Source organism: Sphingobium ummariense RL-3 (assembly GCF_000447205.1).
Taxonomy (GTDB): Bacteria; Pseudomonadota; Alphaproteobacteria; order Sphingomonadales; family Sphingomonadaceae; genus Sphingobium; species Sphingobium ummariense.
In genome coordinates, this window is record NZ_AUWY01000048.1 from 54318 (window position 1) to 69596 (window position 15279).

The window sequence follows — 15279 nt, forward strand, 5'->3', positions numbered from 1 at the left end:
GCGTCAGCGCGCCCCGGCCGGCGCCTGGGTCACCTGCTGCGGCGCGCCGGGCTTGACCACCGTGCCCGGCCGAAGGTTCAGAAGCCCTTCGACGATCAGCCGATCGCCGGGTTTCAGCCCCTTGGTGACGATCCACTTGTCGCCGACCGCGCGATCCGTTTCCACCTCGCGCGCCTCGACCTTGTCGCCTGCGCCCACGACCAGCGCCGTGGCACGTCCACGCGGGTCGCGCGTGATGCCCTGCTGCGGCGCCAATATGGCCTGTCTGCGCTGCCCCTCGACCACGCGTGCACGGACATACATGCCGGGCAACAGCAGCCCGTCAGGATTGGGGAAGGTCGCGCGCAGCGTCACAGCGCCGGAACTGGGATCGACCGTCACCTCGGCGAACTGCAGCCGGCCCTCGATCGGATAGGTGCTGCCGTTGGGCAGCAGCAGTTGCACGCGCGCGCCGTCCGCCTCGCTGATACCGCCGCTCTTCATTGCCTGCTTCAGGTCGATGATCTGCGCCGCCGACTGGGTCACGTCGACATAAACGGTGTCGGTGCGCTGGATCGTCGCCAGCGGGTCGGCCTGCCCGGCCTGCACCAGCGCGCCTGGGGTGAACAGCGACCGGCCGATCCGGCCGGAAATGGGCGCGCGGATACGGGTGAAATTCTGGTTGACCTGCGCCGCCTGCACCGCCGCCCGCTGCGCCGTCACGTCGGCGCGGGCCTGCTGCGCCGCGGCCTCGGCATTGTCCAGCTCCTGCCGGCTCACGGCGTTGATCCCCACCAATTCGCGATAGCGCTGGGCCTGCAGGCCCGTGGCGCTGATCGAAGCCTGCGCCCGGGCGAGCGCGCCCTGCGCCTGACCCAGCGCCGCGCGGTAGGGCGCGTCGTCGATCTCGTAAAGCAGTTGGCCGGCCTTCACATAGCCGCCCTCGGTGAACAGCCGGCGGCGGATGACGCCGCTGATCTGTGGGCGCACCTCGGCCGTCTCGAACGCGGTGATACGGCCGGGAAGCTCATTGAACAGCGGCGCCGCTTCCACTTTCAGCGTGACCACGCCCACGGTGGGCGGTGGCGGAGCGGGGGGCTGCTCCTTGCCGCACGCGCTCAGCGCCAGCACCGAGCCGCAGGCCAGCAGCCCGAAGAAGTTCCCCTTTCGCATCGACTATTCCATCCCTGTCAGATGTGCCTGGCTTGGAATGAACGTTCATTCCGCTTGCCGCGCACGTAGGAAACTGGCAAATAATATTCAAGGGGCGGGTGGGGTTGAACCAAAAAATGATGATGACAAAACAAGAAACAGGTGCGCAGGCGAGGATATTGGATGCCGCGCGGCGCCTGTTCGGTGACAGGGGGTTTCACCAGACGTCCATGGCCGAACTGGCGAACGGCGCGCAGGTATCGGTCGGCCTCATCTACCGCCTGTTCAAGGGCAAGGAAGACATTATCGAGGCCATCGTGGCCAGCGACGTGGATGAGAATATCGCGCGGACCACTCTGCTTCGCGAGCGATTGGACGCAGGCGAGTTCAGCGTGGAGAAAGCCTTCGAGCAGCTCCTGCTTCAGGTGCTGGAGGACAAGGACGAAGCGCTATCCTTCGATATCCTGGCGGAAGGCACGCGCAATGCAACGGTCGGAAAGACGATAGAGGACATGTTCATGCGCTATCGCCGCTTCCTTCGCCATTTCGCCTGCGCCGCCAATCCCGACCTGTCCGGCGAGGCGCTGGACGGCGCGGAGGACGTCATCCTTTCCTGCATCTTCGGCCTCGGCCACCGCACCCTTTCCCGTCCCAATCTCGACGCGGACGCCACAGCTCGGCGCGGCGCGCAGATGATCGTGGCGGCGCTACGCGCAGCGAGATGAGCTACCTGACCTTGGCGTATAGCGCCGCCGTCTCGCGCACGCAGCGGTCCCAGCTATAGCGTCCGGCGACTTCCAGCCCTTGGTCGCGCGCAGCGGCACGCCAGCTTTCATCGAGCAGCGCCTTCTGCAGCAGCCCGGAAAATCCTTCGACATCCTCCGGCTTCGCCAGCAGCGCCGCGCCCGCCGTCACCTCGGGCAGGCAGGACGCGTCCGAAACCACCGTCGGCACGCCGCTCGCCATCGCCTCCACGGGCGGCAGGCCGAAACCCTCATAGATCGACGGATAGACGAACAGCGCCGCCCCTGCGTAGAGGAACGGCAGATCGCCCTCCTCGACATAGCGGATGTAGCGCAACCATCCCTCGCGCTCGCCCTGCGCGATCTCCTCGAAAATCGAGTCGCTGAGCCAGCCGGAGCTGCCCGCGAGTACCAGCGGCCGCAGCACGCGTAGGCCCGCCGGCAGCATCCGCCAAGCCCGCACCAATTCCGCTACCCGCTTGCGCGGTTCGATGGTCGACACGCAAAGGCCATAGCCGCCCGGGATCAGCCCCATTCGCGACAGCACGGGCAGCAGTTCCTCGGCCATGCGGGGACGGAAGGCAGCTCCCACGCCCTGATAAACCGCCGATACCCGCGCGGGATCGATACCGGTGAAGTCGATCACGTCCTTTCGCGCCGTTTCCGACACCGTGATGACATGGGCGGCGCGGCGCAGCGAATCCTCGAACCGCTGGTCGAACTCCTCCCGCCGTTCTGCGGGATGGGTTTCGGGAAAGCGGAAGACCGACAGGTCGTGGACCGTGATGATGCCGGTCTCGGCGATGTCCGGCAGAAAGAAATTGGGCCCGTGGCAGACGGATGCCCGCGCCAGCTGCCGCTCCATCCACTGGCGCTGCGGCTTCGTCTTCTTGCGCAGGATGCGATGCCAGCGCGCCCGCTCGATCGGCGAGGGGTCGACCAGCAGCTTGGCCGGATCGGCGATCCACTCGCCATTGCGCAGAAAGCGCACGCGGCCGATGCTGGGCGCGCGGGGAATGCGCTGCACCAGTTCCCACACATAGCGGCCGACGCCCGTCAGCACCGGGTCGAGCGCCTCGACGGACAGGATGACCTGCCGGCTCACTGGCTCTTCCCGGCCTGCTGAAAGTCGCTTCTGTCCATGCTGTCCCTATAAATTCGCCGCAACCGCTTCGTACACCCGCACCGTCTCCCGCACGCAGCGATCCCAGCCATAGGCGGAAGCGACCTCCAGGCCGGTGGCGGTTGCCTTCGCCCGCCAGGCCGCGTCGGTCAATGCCTGCTCGATCGCGGCGGAAAAGCCGGCAATGTCCTCCGGCTCGACCAGCATCGCGGCGGCCCCGGTGACTTCCGGCAGGCAGGAGGCATTGGCGACCAGAGCCGGCACGCCGCTCGCCATCGCCTCCACCGGCGGCAGGCCGAAACCCTCGTAGATCGACGGATAGACGAACAGCGCCGCTCCGGCATAGAGCAGCGGCAATTCCTCTTCCGGCACGTAGCCCAGATAGCGTACCCAGCCTTCTCGGGCGCCGCGTTCCATGGCCGCGCGGACGGCGTCGCTCAGCCACCCCTCGCCGCCCGTCACCATCAGCGGCCAGCGACTGCGCACCGATGCCGGCAACCGCTCCCAGGCCAGCAGCAGCTCCGCGATGCGCTTGCGCGGCTCGACCGTCGATACGCAGAGCGCATAGCCGTCGGTGGAAAGGCCATGGCGCGCCAGCGGTCCTGCCAGTTCCTCCCGGCTGCGCGGATGGAATCGCGCGTCCACGCCCAGCGGGACCGCCGTCACCCGCTCCGGATCGAGCGAGAGCGTCTCGACCGCCTCGCGCCGCATCGTCTCGCTGTCGGTGACGACATGCGCAGTCCGCGCCAGCGAGTCCGCGAAGCGCCGCTCGAAATAGCGCCGCCGTTCCTCGGGATGGGTTTCGGGGAAGCGCAGGATCGACAGATCGTGCACGGTGACCACGCCACCCTCGACCCAGTCGGGAAGGAAATAATTGGGCCCATGGAACACATGCCCCCGCCCGACCCGCCGGTCGCGCGCGACGCGCAGCGGGCGCGGCAGGCGAAGCCAGCGCCGCGCGGCCGGCGAGGTTTCCATCAACAGCCGCTCGGGCGCCTCTATCCATTGCGTCCCGCGATAGAAACGCAGCGCCTCCAAGCCCGGCTCTTCACGCAGGCGCCGGACCAGCTCCAGATTGTAACGCCCGATGCCCGACAGGCGCGGCGACAGCGCCTCGACCGAAAGGGCGACCTTCAGGCCCATGGGGCGCTTTCCTCAAGGCTTGGAATGATGGCCGCTTTCCCCATGACTGATCGATGGCGCTTAGTCGAAATGTCAGGCTCCGGCCACTGGCGGCCATAGCATCCTCCCTTGGCAGGGGAGGATGAAACTGACGTCCGCCTCCCACCCAATCCGCCATTCCCACCAACTATCCCCTACTCCACCAGCACCCCGGCCTTGATGACGTCGGTCACATGCTCCAGCCGCGTCACGTCCTGCAGCGGATCGCCCTCTACCGCGACAATGTCGCCATAGCGCCCTACGGCGATCGCGCCGACATCGGCCTCCCAACCCAGCGCCTTCGCGCCCGATACCGTGGCCGCCTGGATTGCCTGCAGCGGCGTCATGCCCCATTCCACCATCTTGGCGAACTGCCTGCCGTTGTCGCCATGGGGATAGACGCCCGCATCGGTGCCGAACAGCATCGGCACCCCGGCGCGCACCGCCTTGCGGAACGTCTCGCGCTGCAGGCGGCCGATCAACTTCTCCTTGTCCAGGCTCTCCTGCTCGGTGCCGTTCGCAATGCCCGTCGCCAGGATATAGTCGTCATTATAGATATCCATGTCGAACCACGTCTTCTTCTGCGCGGCCAGCTTGATGGTCTCGTCGTCGGCCAGGCTGCAATGCTCGATCGTGTCGATCCCGGCCTGGATCGCGGTGCGGATGCCGTCATTGCCGTGCGCGTGCGCCGCGACCTTCAGGCCCAGCATGTGCGCCTCGTCCGCGATCGCCTTCATCTCCTCGAAGGTCAGCTGCTGCGCGCCGACCGAGTCGCCGAGCGAGAAGACCCCGCCCGTCGCGCAGATCTTGATGACCCGCGCGCCATATTTGTGCAGCCAGCGCACCTTGGCCCGCGCCTCCTCCGGGCTGTCCACGACCGACGGGCTCTTGCGGTCCATGGAGGGCGGCAGCCCGCCGCCGTCGCAATGGCCGCCGGTAGCACCGATCGCATAGCCCGCCGGCACGATGCGCGGCCCCTGGACATAGCCCCCGTCGATCGCCTGCTCCAGGCCGACGTCGGCGAAGTCCTCGGAGCCGACATTGCGCACGGTCGTGAACCCGGCCTTCAGCGTCTTGCGCGCATTGGCGACGCCCACCGCCGTCCAGAAGCTGTCGGTGTAGCGCAGGCTCTGATAGCCGCCGACCTCGGCCAGCCCCGTCAGGTGAACGTGCATGTCGATCAGGCCGGGCAGGATCGTCTTGCCGGTCAGGTCGATGTGCCTGACGCCGCTGCCCCAACGTACGGTTCGCGCATCCGCGACGCCGGTGATCCGCCCGTCGGTGATAAAGACCGCCGGATGCTCCACCGCCTTGCCCGCCAGCACGTCGATCATGCGATCCGCGGTGACAACCACCTGCTCCGCCCGGGCCGGCGCGGCAAGGGCCAGCGCAGCGCCCAGCGCCACGGATAAACGAAGACCTGCGACCATCATTCCCCCTTCATCTGCCCCTCCCCGGTTCCAGCCGGGGAGGACATTCCGCGCATCACCCTATACGGCCTCTCAGCGCGCCGCCACGCCTTCCGGCAGGACGACCGCCGACCAGCTCTTGGCGGGCAGCAGATATTTCACCGCGAGCGCCTGGATATCGGCGGGGGTCACGTTCAGCATGTCCTGCGACATGGTCTGCATCGCGGTCACATAGCGCGGGTCCTGCGCCGCGCCCGCCATCTGGCTCATCCAGAAGGCGTTGCCGGTGCTCGCCCGGGCCAGCAACTGGCGCATCGGCGCGACCGCGCGCTGCAACTCGTCGTCGCTGACCGGCGTCTTCGCGAGGTCCGCCGCCGTATCCTTCACCACCTGGTAGAAATAGCCGATCCGGTCCGGCCGCACCTGGCTCGACACCAGGATATAGCCGCCGCTCTCGAAGGAGAAAGGCCAGTTGTTCTGGACATTGGGCGAATAGGCGGCGCCCTCGGTGGAGCGCAGCTTGTCGAACAGGCGATCGTTGAAGATCTGGGTCAGGATCTCCAGCTGGCGCGCTTCCTTCATCATCGTGAAGCCGCCGGATGTGGGCCAGGCCAGGACCGCCGCGGCCTGCTCCTTGTCGCCCTTGTGCCGCAGCACCACGGGCGTTTCGACATGGGCCGGGAAACGCATCAGCCGGTTCGCCTGCGGCACCGGCAGCGCGGCGCGCGGCGCGAGCGCGCCGAAGGTTGCGGCGACCGCCTGAATCGCCTCTTCCGCCTTGACCTGGCCGAACAGCTGTACCTCGATTGGCCCCGAAGCCAGGATCGGCTCCCAGGTCGCGCGGAAAGCCTGCGGCGTCAGCGCCTCGATCTCCTGGCGCGAGGGCGTGCGGAACCGCACGTCCTTGTCGTGCAGCAGCCAGTTGAGGTCGCGCCCCAGCACCGCGTCGGGCGATCGCGACATCGCGTCATAGGCGACCGCCGCGCCTGTCTTGACCCGCGCGATCGGCGCGGAATCCCAGCCGGGCGCCGCCAGCTTCGCCGCGAACAACCTCAGCTGGTCCTTATAATCCGCCGGCCGGGTCAACGCCTTCAGCTCGAAGGCGTCATCGGCGATGGAGAATTCCATTCCCATGCGGCGGCCATTGGTCAGGTCGTCCAGCTCCCGCTGGCCCAGCTTGCCGATGCCGCTCGCCACCAGCGCATAGTCCGCCGCCCAGCCCGGTTCCGGCCGGGTCGGGGAAAAGGCCTGCTGGCCCCGCCCGAAACGGACGTTGATCCGTACCTTCTCGGTCTCGACGTCATTGGCGAACAGGGTGAGCTTCACGCCGTTCGCAAAGGTGATGCTTTCCATGCCCTGCAAGCCGACGGGCGTGCGCGACACCACCGTGCCGGGCGTCCCAAGCGGCGGCAGGTCGTCCATCGTCACCGCCTTTTCGGCCAGGCGGGCATTGGTCGCTGCCTTGACCGGTGCGGCAACGGCGGCCGCCAGCTTCGCGTCGATACCGGGCTGCACCTTGCCCGTCACCAGCAACGCGCGAAAGACGCCCGCGGAAAACAGCCGACGGGTCGAATCCAGGATCTTCTGCGGCGTCATGGCAGGCTTGCCGCTGCGGAAAATGTCGAGCGCGGCCTGGGGACTCACCGTCGTCTCGCGAATATCGACGGCGCTCACCAGGTCGCTCGCCTGGCGCGAGCCCGGCTCGGTGTCCATATTCTCGACTTGGATCGCGAGCGCCGTATCCATCTGCGCATATTCGCGGTCGATCTCGATCTGGCTGGGCGGCGCGGCCTTCGCATCCTCGATGATGGCACGCACATCCTGCAGCGCCTTTTCCCAATTGTCGCCGGACGGCAATATGGTCAGGAACGTGCCGTCGGCGGATCGGCTGACGTCCTGCTGATCGACGCCGGCCTGCAGGAAGCTGCCGCCCGCGCGCGCCGCCTGCTCCAGCCGGCGGCTGACGATCTGCAGCGCCAGCATGTCGGTCAGCTTGTCCTGGTTATAGAGGATGGTGTCGGCATGGGGCTTCCACGGCCGCAGCCAGGCCATGGTAAGGCCCAGCGGCACGCCCGGCTCCACCACAACCGCGGTCGCCGGCGCCTTGGTATCGGGCGCGCCGAAATCCGGCAACGGCTCTGCCTTGCCGGTGCCCGTCCAGCTCGCGAAATTCTCCTTGATCAGCTGCTCGGCCAGCGCCGGATCAATGTCCCCCGCAATCGCGATCACGGTGTTTTCCGGCCGATACCAGCGCGCATGGAACGCCTCCGCTTTCGATGCGGTCACGGCGTTCAGCGTCGCGATACTGCCGATCGGCGGATGCTTGGCAAGCGGCTGCCCGGCGAAGAAATGTTCCCGGCTCGCATCCGACACGCGAAGCTGCGGCCCATCCGACTCCCGCTTCTCGGCCAGCACCACTGCCCGCTCGGCATCCACCGCGCTGTCGACGATGTTGGGGTCGGCCATCATCCCGGCCAGAATCTTCAGACTTTCGCCCAGGCTCTGCTGCGTCGCCTGCGGCAGGTCGAGCGCATAGGTCGTGCCGGTGGGCGTCGTGCTCGCATTGCTGTCGCTGCCGAACGTCACGCCCAGCCGCTGCCAGATGCGCTTGGATTCGCCATCGGGCACATGGCGCGACCCGCGCATCGTCAGATGCTCCATGAAATGGGCATAGCCCAGCTCGTCGGGCCGCTCCATCAGCGACCCGGCGTCGATGCGCAACCGCACCGACACCTGTCCCGGCGGCACGCCATTGCGCCGGACGGCGTAGCGAAGGCCGTTGGGCAGGGTGCCGAACGTCCAGGCGGTGTCGATCGGGACGTCGCTGTTCTCGTAGAGCCACGGGCGCACCTGCGCCCTGGTCGATCCGGGGGTTGCAGGAGCAGTCGTCGTCGGCGCGACAGCCGGGGCTCCAGCCGAAACGGGGCCAGACAGAAACAGCGCGAGGACCGAAAGCGAAGCGGCGGAACGCCGGGTGAAAAGGTTCATAGGCGCCGCAGCCTAGTGGCATTTTCCTGAATGGCTACTGACAAATGGGGGTGCATCGCAGCGTCAGGCCAGCCCGGCCGCACGGATCGCCTCCATCGCGCTTTCGAACCGTGCCTCGCCGTCGCCGCGCACCCAGGCCCATCGCACGCCGGCCCGTTCCAGCTCCTCGCGCGCGATGTCGAGGAAAAGCCGCCGCCGTTCCACCGTGCCGAAAAGGCGGGTGCCATCGTCGATCCAGGGAAGGTCGATATCCAGCAGCAGGTAGAGGTCCGCATGTCCGCGCCATCGGTCGAACCAGGGATCGCGCCGGCCGAACAGCATCCGCGCCCACGCCGCCGTCATCAGCGGATCGGTGTCCAGGATCAGGCGACGGTTGCATTCGGGCAGCATCGCGCGGGTCATCGCGTCGTGGGTGGTGGCGATATGCAACAGGTCATCCATCGTGAGGTCGGTGCCGAACTGTTCGCACCAGGTGCGGCCGTATTCCGGCACCATGCCGGTGTCGAAGGACGCGGCAAGCCGGGGCGCGAGGCTGGACTTTCCAGTGCTTTCCGGACCATGCAGACAGATGGTGCGCGCATAATAAGGCCGCACCGGCCCGGGAATGTGCGGCCAATGCCCCCAGGGATTGGCACGGATCGCCCTTGATGAGATCGGCACCGCCTCCCGCCCCGGATCGACCGGATGAAAACGGGCGCCGACCTCCGCCGCCAGCCTTGCGCCATAGCTTTCCGACGCGAAGACGACATCGATCGGATCGGGGTGCACGGTCTGGACGATGGCGCGCCAGATCGGCCAGAAATCGGGATGCTCGTCCGGCGTCTGCGGCACCACCGCGTCATGGCCGATCACCCTCGCATTCGGAAACAGCGCGCGCATCCACTCCAGCCGCAACGGCCCGGGGATCGGATCGTCCGGCAACCAGCAGACCAGGATCGTGAGTTCATCGACCAGCGCGGCCGCCGTGCGGCACAGCAGCACATGCCCGGCATGGGGCGGCATGAACTTGCCCAGCAGGAAGCCGCGGGTCATCGCCGCAGCGCTCGCCGCCAGCCCAGCAATCCCCCGATCGCCATCCCCAGGAAGACCGCATAGAGCAAGGCTGTCAGCGTCAATCCGCGTGCGGCGTAGAGGCCGATGGCGATCGCATCCACCGCGATCCACAACAGCCAGTTTTCGACATAACGCCGCGACATCAGGATCTGCGCCGCGACGCTCAGCATCGCCACGCCCGCATCCCACCAGGGGAAGGCGGCATCGGTATATCGGTGCATCAGCCATCCCCAGCCCAGCGTCGCCGCAGCGGCGCCACCGAGCCAGGCGATGCGGGCTCTCGCCGTCAGCAGCCGCACCTCCACCGCACCTGCGTCCGCCCGCGCATGCGCCCAGTTCCACCAGCCGTAAAACTGCACGATCAGGAAGAATATCTGCAGCAGCGCGTCGGAATAGAGCCGCGCCTCGAAGAAGACGAAGCCATAGAGCACCACCATCGCGATGCCGAACGGATAGTTCCAGATGCTCCGCCGCACGACCAGCCAGATATTGACCAGCCCCAATGCGGCGGCGACCCATTCAAGCGAACTCACGCCGGCGCCTTCGTCATCATTGCGCCAGCGGGCCTAGAGGAAGCGCCAGTCCCTCGCAATCCGTCCCGTGCGGAACGGATTGCGAGGGACGATGCGATTTAGCGCGGCGCGCCGGTACGCTGCACCGCGCCCTTGTGCGCGCCCACGCTGCCGCGACGGCGGTGGAAGGGCTTCTTCGCGGGCTGTTCGCCATCGGTACGATGGGCGCGATCGGCCGTGCCGCGCTGCTGCTTCTGCTGGTCCTGGTACCGGCGCTGGCCGTCGGCACGCTTGGTCTGCTGCGCCGGGGTCTGCGGCTTGCCCTTCCGCTGCGGCGCGGCCTTCGGCAGGTTGCGCACCGCCTCGCTGAAATTCTCCGGCAGCGGCACGATGTCCAGCTTCACCCGCGTCGCCCGCTCGATCGCCTTGAGGTAAGGCCGCTCGTCATCCGCCACGAAGCTGATCGCCACGCCCTCCGCGCCGGCACGCGCGGTGCGGCCGATGCGGTGGACATATTGCTCGGGCACGTTGGGCAGCTCGAAATTGATGACGTGCGACACGCCGGACACGTCGATGCCGCGCGCGGCGATGTCGGTCGCCACCAGCAGCTTGACCTTGCCCTGGCGGAACGCCTGCAGCGCGGTGGTGCGCTGGCCCTGGCTCTTGTTGCCATGGATCGCAAAGGCCTCGATGCCGGCCCCTTCCAGGAAACGCACGACGCGGTCGGCGCCATGCTTGGTCCGGGTGAAGATCAGCGCGCGGTCGATGTCCTCGCTTGCCAGCACCAGGTGGAGCAGCGCCTGCTTCTCGCCCTGGTTGACGAAGGTCGCCTGCTGCCGCACCCGCTCCGCCGTGGTCGACTGCGGCGCGACGCTCACCTTGACCGGATCGTTCAGGAACTGGCCCGCCAGCGCCTCGATCTCCTTGGGCATGGTAGCGGAGAAGAACAGGTTCTGCCGCTTGGCCGGAAGCAGCTTCGCGATCCGCCGCAGCGGATGGATGAAGCCCATGTCCATCATCTGGTCCGCCTCGTCGAGCACGAAGATCTCGGTATCCTTGATGGTGAAGGCGCGCTGGTCGATCAGGTCGAGCAGGCGGCCCGGCGTGGCGACGACGATGTCGACGCCGCGGCTCAGCGCCTTGATCTGGCGGTTGATCGGCACGCCGCCGAACACCACCTCGACCGACAGCTTCATGAACCGGCCATAGTCGCGGAAGCTCTGCGCGATCTGCGCGGCCAGCTCGCGGGTCGGCGACAGCACCAGCATCCGGCAGCCGTTGAGCGGCGTCGCCTTGGGGTTGCGCGCGAAGAAGTCGAGGCTGGGCAACGCGAAGGCGGCCGTCTTGCCGGTGCCGGTCTGGGCGATGCCGCACAGGTCGCGGCCTTGCAGCAGCACCGGAATGGCCTGGCTCTGAATTGGGGTGGGGAGCGTATATTTCTTGGCGGCGAGCGCCTTCAGGATCGGCTCGGCGAGGCCAAGGTCAGTGAATTGCATGATGATACTTCCATAAAATGCCACGGCAGCCGGCATCGGCCGGATACGCAGGCGGGCTGCGAAACGACCCGCGTGACAAGGGAAGCCTCAGGATAGGTGGTTCGGGATCGTGCCGGCCCGTTCCGAGGAACGCTCACGCTGCCGGCGGCTCAACGCCCGACGATCTGTGGCGCATATGATGCAGAAGCGAGGAAAAAGCAAGCGGCCGCCAGATATTGCCCGGCGGCCGCCTTTCCCCAATAGGCGATTGCGCGCCGTTACAGCGCGACTTCGGCGTGCTTCCCGCGCATCTCCGAACGCACGTCGCCACCGAACAGCTGCTTGAACACGCCGGTAATCGACATGTCCGCGCGCCAGATTTCCGCCGTGCCCAGATCGAAACGCAGCATCAGCAGACTGGGGTCGTTCCGTCCTTCCGGATACCAGGCCTCGACCTGCTTCGACCAATAGCGATCAATCACCGCCGGGTCGTTCTCCGGCACCAGCGTCCCTTCGATGCAGGCGAAGAGATAATGGTCCTTGCTCGCGAACTGCGCCATGGCCGGGCCGCCGGGCGCCAGCCGGTTCGACTTGCTGGTATAGAACCAGAAGCAGTGGTTGGCGGCCGGGTCCAGCTGCGCCGTCATCGGCAGGCTGTGCTCGGTGCTGCCGGTCAGGCCCACCATCAGGAACGGGCTGGCGGACAGGTCGCTCCAGAAACGCTCGCGGATATCCTCTTCGCTGCTCATGTCTCTCTCCTTCCAAGATGTGGAAAAGGAATGAGCCGCCGCGCGGGAAGTTCCCCGCAACCATCGCTTGATCTCCCCGCCCGCCATCGCCACATAGCGCGCATGTTGATCGAGACCGAAGCGACGCCCAATCCCGCGACCCTCAAATTCCTGCCCGGCCGCGTGGTCATGGGCATGGGCACCCGCGACTTCGCCACGCCCGAAGAGGCGGACGTTTCGCCGCTTGCCGCAACGATCTTCGGCCTGGGAGACGTCACCGGCGTCTTCTTCGGCGGCGACTTCATTTCCGTTACCATCGCGCCCGGCGCCGCCTGGAGCAACGTGAAGCCCGAAGTGCTCTCGATCCTGCTCGACCATTTCTCCGCCAACATGCCGCTGTTCGCAGGCGGCGGCGCCGATGGCATCGACGTGCCGCCGGAAGAGGAGGTGCATTTCGCCGACGATCCCGAGGATGCGGAAATCGTCGCGCAGATCCGCGATCTCATCGACACCCGCGTCCGTCCGGCCGTGGCGAACGACGGCGGCGACATCGTCTATCGGGGTTTCGACAAGGGCACCGTGTTCCTGCGCATGCAGGGCGCCTGCTCGGGCTGCCCCTCCTCCACGGCGACGCTGAAGAACGGGATCGAGCAGTTGCTGAAGCACTATGTGCCGGAAGTTACGGAAGTCCGCGCCGTCTGACGACGCATTTGGCATAAGCCGCCCTCTTGGCTAACCGATGATGCTGCCCTATCGGTGCGGCGTTCTCAGGGGAGTCCTTCTTGCGCATTCTGGTCATCGACACCGCGACGCAAGCCATGTCCGTCGCGTTGCTGGATGACGGAGTCCCCGTCGCGCATTTCCATGACATTGTCGGTCGCGGCCATGCGGAGGCGCTGCTGCCCGTCATCGCCGCGCTTCCCGACGGCGGCCGCGCCGACGCGATCGCCATCGATGTCGGGCCGGGCAGCTTTACCGGTGTACGGATCGGCATCGCCGCCGCCCGCGCGCTCGCACTCGCCTGGAAACTGCCGCTGCTGGGCTATGGCGCGCTGTCTCTGATCGCCGCACGCGCCGCGCAGGATCATGCGCAGGGCGCGATCACCGTCACCATAACGGGCGGGCATGGCGAGCTGTTCTGGCAAAGCTTCGCGCCCGACGGGCGACAACCGCTGACCGATCCTGCCTCCACGCCGATCGCGACGCTCGCCGCGCAACTGGATACGCCGGTACTCTACGGTACCGGCGCTGAGGCATTGGTCACCACGCGCGGGCATGGCACGGCGGTGAGTCTCTACCCCGACGCGCGGGACTATCCGCTGATCGCGGCGCTGCCAGCACTGCCACCCATTCCGATCTACGGGCGCGGCGCGGACGCCCGCCCCATGGACGATATGCAGAGGCGATGATCCCGAACATTCATCTCGATCACTATGACGAGGGCGAACGCAACGCCCTGGCCGACGCGATGCAGGTCATGGCCCGCGCCTTCGATCCCGTCTTCGGCGAGGCATGGACATTGCCCCAGGTGGCCGGGGTGATGATAATGCCCGGCACCTGGCTGACCATCGCCCGGCTGGACGCCGCGCCGCTCGGCTTCACACTGGTGCGTTCCGTGCTCGACGAGTGCGAACTGCTGCTGCTGGCCGTGGATCCGCTGTGGCGTGGCAGAGGCATAGGTCATGCGCTCGTGAGTGACTCGCTCCGCACGGCGCGCCGCAGGGGCATCACGTCCATGAATCTCGAAGTGCGCGCGTCCAACAATGCGATAAAACTCTACGAAAAGCTTGGATTTGAATATGTACACCGTCGTCCCGGTTACTATCGCGGCAATGATGGTCAATTACACGATGCCCTCAGCTTTCGGCTCGACATGATGATATGACTGAATAAATCCTTGCCTATCCTGCCGACAGAGGCTAGCGACGCAATACCGCTCTCGAACTGCGTTTTTCAGGGCGGGTCGCACAATATAGAGCCCTCGCAGGAAAGACAAAAAATGGAAACCGACTCGGCACAGAGCGAACTGCTCATCACCCTGACTTCCGATATTGTCGCAGCCCATGTTTCGAACAACAGCGTCGCTGTTTCGGACGTGTCGTCGCTGATCCAGAATGTTCATAGCGCCTTGTCCGGTCTCGCGACGCCTGCCGCCGTGCCAGAGGTCAAGCCGGAACCCGCCGTTTCCGTGCGCTCGTCTATCAAGCCCGACTATATCATCTGCCTTGAGGACGGTAAGAAGCTGAAGATGCTGAAGCGCCACCTGATGACTCACTATCAGATGACGCCGGAAGATTATCGCGCGAAATGGGGCCTGCCGGCCGACTATCCGATGGTCGCCCCCAACTATGCCGAGCAGCGCCGTTCGCTGGCGAAGAAGATCGGCCTGGGCACCAAGCGCCGCCGTACCCGCGCCGGCAAGTAAGCACTGCCTGCAAGACGTTGATAAGGGGCGCGGAAACGCGCCCCTTTTACCTTGGGCGAAAAGCCGCTAGGCTTGCCGTGACTTTTGACCCTGAGCCAGCGAGCCCGCATGAACCGCAAGATCGACGTCGAGGCCCTTTGCCATGAAAAGGGACTGCGCATAACCGAGCAGCGCCGGGTCATCGCCCAAGTATTGAGCGACGCAACCGACCATCCCGATGTGGAGGAACTGCATCGCCGCGCCGCCACGGTGGATTCGGGCATTTCCATCGCGACCGTCTACCGCACGGTTCGCCTGTTCGAGGAAGCGGGCATTCTGGAGCGGCACGACTTCGGCGACGGCCGTGCCCGGTACGAGGCAGCGCCCGAATCCCATCACGACCATCTGATCGACGTCGAAACCGGCAACGTCATCGAATTTGTCGATCCGGAACTGGAGCAGCTTCAGAAGCAGATCGCCGAGAAGCTGGGCTTCCGCCTGGTCGACCATCGCATGGAACTCTACGGGGTCGCGCTCGATCGCAAGAACTGA

The 15279-nt window shown here is 66.4% G+C and carries 15 protein-coding genes; 6 read left to right on the forward strand and 9 right to left on the reverse strand.

Features of this window, described 5'->3' with window-relative positions; all coding sequences use genetic code 11:
• Nucleotides 1-3: 3 nt before the first annotated feature.
• Complete coding sequence (locus M529_RS30855) at nt 4-1152, reverse strand: efflux RND transporter periplasmic adaptor subunit (RefSeq protein ID WP_021317117.1); 1149 nt, start codon at nt 1150-1152, stop codon at nt 4-6.
• 116 nt (nt 1153-1268) lie between these two features.
• Between M529_RS30855 and M529_RS30860 the strand changes: the two genes are divergently transcribed.
• Nucleotides 1269-1856, forward strand: a complete 588-nt coding sequence (locus M529_RS30860) for a TetR/AcrR family transcriptional regulator (protein ID WP_031294610.1) — start codon at nt 1269-1271, stop codon at nt 1854-1856.
• 1 nt (nt 1857) lies between these two features.
• On the opposite strand, the gene M529_RS30865 is transcribed toward M529_RS30860, so the two are convergent.
• The 8 genes from M529_RS30865 to M529_RS30900 form a co-directional block, all read right to left on the reverse strand.
• Nucleotides 1858-2979: a glycosyltransferase family 4 protein gene (locus M529_RS30865; protein WP_021317119.1), complete on the reverse strand. Its 1122-nt coding sequence runs from the start codon at nt 2977-2979 to the stop codon at nt 1858-1860.
• Nucleotides 2980-3024: 45 nt separating this feature from the next.
• Nucleotides 3025-4140, reverse strand: a complete 1116-nt coding sequence (locus M529_RS30870; protein ID WP_021317120.1) for a glycosyltransferase family 4 protein — start codon at nt 4138-4140, stop codon at nt 3025-3027.
• Between the two features lie 173 nt (nt 4141-4313).
• Complete coding sequence (locus M529_RS30875) at nt 4314-5591, reverse strand: Xaa-Pro dipeptidase (RefSeq protein WP_021317121.1); 1278 nt, start codon at nt 5589-5591, stop codon at nt 4314-4316.
• 69 nt (nt 5592-5660) lie between these two features.
• Nucleotides 5661-8555 carry a M16 family metallopeptidase gene (locus M529_RS30880; RefSeq protein WP_021317122.1) on the reverse strand — a complete coding sequence of 965 codons (2895 nt, stop codon included), beginning with the start codon at nt 8553-8555 and terminating at the stop codon, nt 5661-5663.
• Between the two features lie 63 nt (nt 8556-8618).
• A complete protein-coding gene (locus M529_RS48260) occupies nt 8619-9587 on the reverse strand; it encodes an AAA family ATPase (RefSeq protein WP_021317123.1) in 969 nt (322 codons plus the stop codon).
• On the reverse strand, nt 9584-10141 hold the full coding sequence (gene pnuC / locus M529_RS30890) for a nicotinamide riboside transporter PnuC (RefSeq protein WP_021317124.1): 558 nt from the start codon (nt 10139-10141) through the stop codon (nt 9584-9586). Before pnuC ends, M529_RS48260 begins: the two co-directional genes overlap by 4 nt.
• A 98-nt stretch (nt 10142-10239) precedes the next feature.
• Nucleotides 10240-11616: a DEAD/DEAH box helicase gene (locus M529_RS30895; protein ID WP_021317125.1), complete on the reverse strand. Its 1377-nt coding sequence runs from the start codon at nt 11614-11616 to the stop codon at nt 10240-10242.
• Between the two features lie 257 nt (nt 11617-11873).
• Nucleotides 11874-12344, reverse strand: a complete 471-nt coding sequence (locus tag M529_RS30900) for a pyridoxamine 5'-phosphate oxidase family protein (protein WP_021317126.1) — start codon at nt 12342-12344, stop codon at nt 11874-11876.
• Between the two features lie 102 nt (nt 12345-12446).
• Between M529_RS30900 and M529_RS30905 the strand changes: the two genes are divergently transcribed.
• The 5 genes from M529_RS30905 to M529_RS30925 all read left to right on the forward strand — a co-directional run bounded on the left by M529_RS30905 (nt 12447) and on the right by M529_RS30925 (nt 15279).
• Nucleotides 12447-13025, forward strand: coding sequence for a NifU family protein (locus M529_RS30905; protein WP_021317127.1), 579 nt, complete (start codon nt 12447-12449; stop codon nt 13023-13025).
• Between the two features lie 80 nt (nt 13026-13105).
• Nucleotides 13106-13732, forward strand: coding sequence for a tRNA (adenosine(37)-N6)-threonylcarbamoyltransferase complex dimerization subunit type 1 TsaB (gene tsaB, locus M529_RS30910; protein WP_021317128.1), 627 nt, complete (start codon nt 13106-13108; stop codon nt 13730-13732).
• Nucleotides 13729-14208 carry a GNAT family N-acetyltransferase gene (locus M529_RS30915; RefSeq protein ID WP_021317129.1) on the forward strand — a complete coding sequence of 160 codons (480 nt, stop codon included), beginning with the start codon at nt 13729-13731 and terminating at the stop codon, nt 14206-14208. The genes tsaB and M529_RS30915 overlap by 4 nt, the downstream gene beginning before the upstream one ends.
• Nucleotides 14209-14322: 114 nt before the next feature.
• A complete protein-coding gene (locus tag M529_RS30920; protein ID WP_021317130.1) occupies nt 14323-14748 on the forward strand; it encodes a MucR family transcriptional regulator in 426 nt (141 codons plus the stop codon).
• Between the two features lie 108 nt (nt 14749-14856).
• A complete protein-coding gene (locus tag M529_RS30925; protein ID WP_021317131.1) occupies nt 14857-15279 on the forward strand; it encodes a Fur family transcriptional regulator in 423 nt (140 codons plus the stop codon).

What these genes read in the sequence shown, in the direction of transcription:
- M529_RS30875 (WP_021317121.1), bottom strand. Translation starts at nt 5,591, where the DNA reads ATGATGGTCGCAGGTCTTCGTTTATCCGTGGCGCTGGGCGCTGCGCTG.
- M529_RS30915 (WP_021317129.1), top strand. Translation starts at nt 13,729, where the DNA reads ATGATCCCGAACATTCATCTCGATCACTATGACGAGGGCGAACGCAAC.
- M529_RS30880 (WP_021317122.1), bottom strand. Translation starts at nt 8,555, where the DNA reads ATGAACCTTTTCACCCGGCGTTCCGCCGCTTCGCTTTCGGTCCTCGCG.
- M529_RS30905 (WP_021317127.1), top strand. Translation starts at nt 12,447, where the DNA reads ATGTTGATCGAGACCGAAGCGACGCCCAATCCCGCGACCCTCAAATTC.
- M529_RS30900 (WP_021317126.1), bottom strand. Translation starts at nt 12,344, where the DNA reads ATGAGCAGCGAAGAGGATATCCGCGAGCGTTTCTGGAGCGACCTGTCC.
- M529_RS30925 (WP_021317131.1), top strand. Translation starts at nt 14,857, where the DNA reads ATGAACCGCAAGATCGACGTCGAGGCCCTTTGCCATGAAAAGGGACTG.
- M529_RS30920 (WP_021317130.1), top strand. Translation starts at nt 14,323, where the DNA reads ATGGAAACCGACTCGGCACAGAGCGAACTGCTCATCACCCTGACTTCC.
- M529_RS30895 (WP_021317125.1), bottom strand. Translation starts at nt 11,616, where the DNA reads ATGCAATTCACTGACCTTGGCCTCGCCGAGCCGATCCTGAAGGCGCTC.
- M529_RS30855 (WP_021317117.1), bottom strand. Translation starts at nt 1,152, where the DNA reads ATGCGAAAGGGGAACTTCTTCGGGCTGCTGGCCTGCGGCTCGGTGCTG.
- M529_RS30870 (WP_021317120.1), bottom strand. Translation starts at nt 4,140, where the DNA reads ATGGGCCTGAAGGTCGCCCTTTCGGTCGAGGCGCTGTCGCCGCGCCTG.
- M529_RS30860 (WP_031294610.1), top strand. Translation starts at nt 1,269, where the DNA reads ATGATGATGACAAAACAAGAAACAGGTGCGCAGGCGAGGATATTGGAT.
- M529_RS48260 (WP_021317123.1), bottom strand. Translation starts at nt 9,587, where the DNA reads ATGACCCGCGGCTTCCTGCTGGGCAAGTTCATGCCGCCCCATGCCGGG.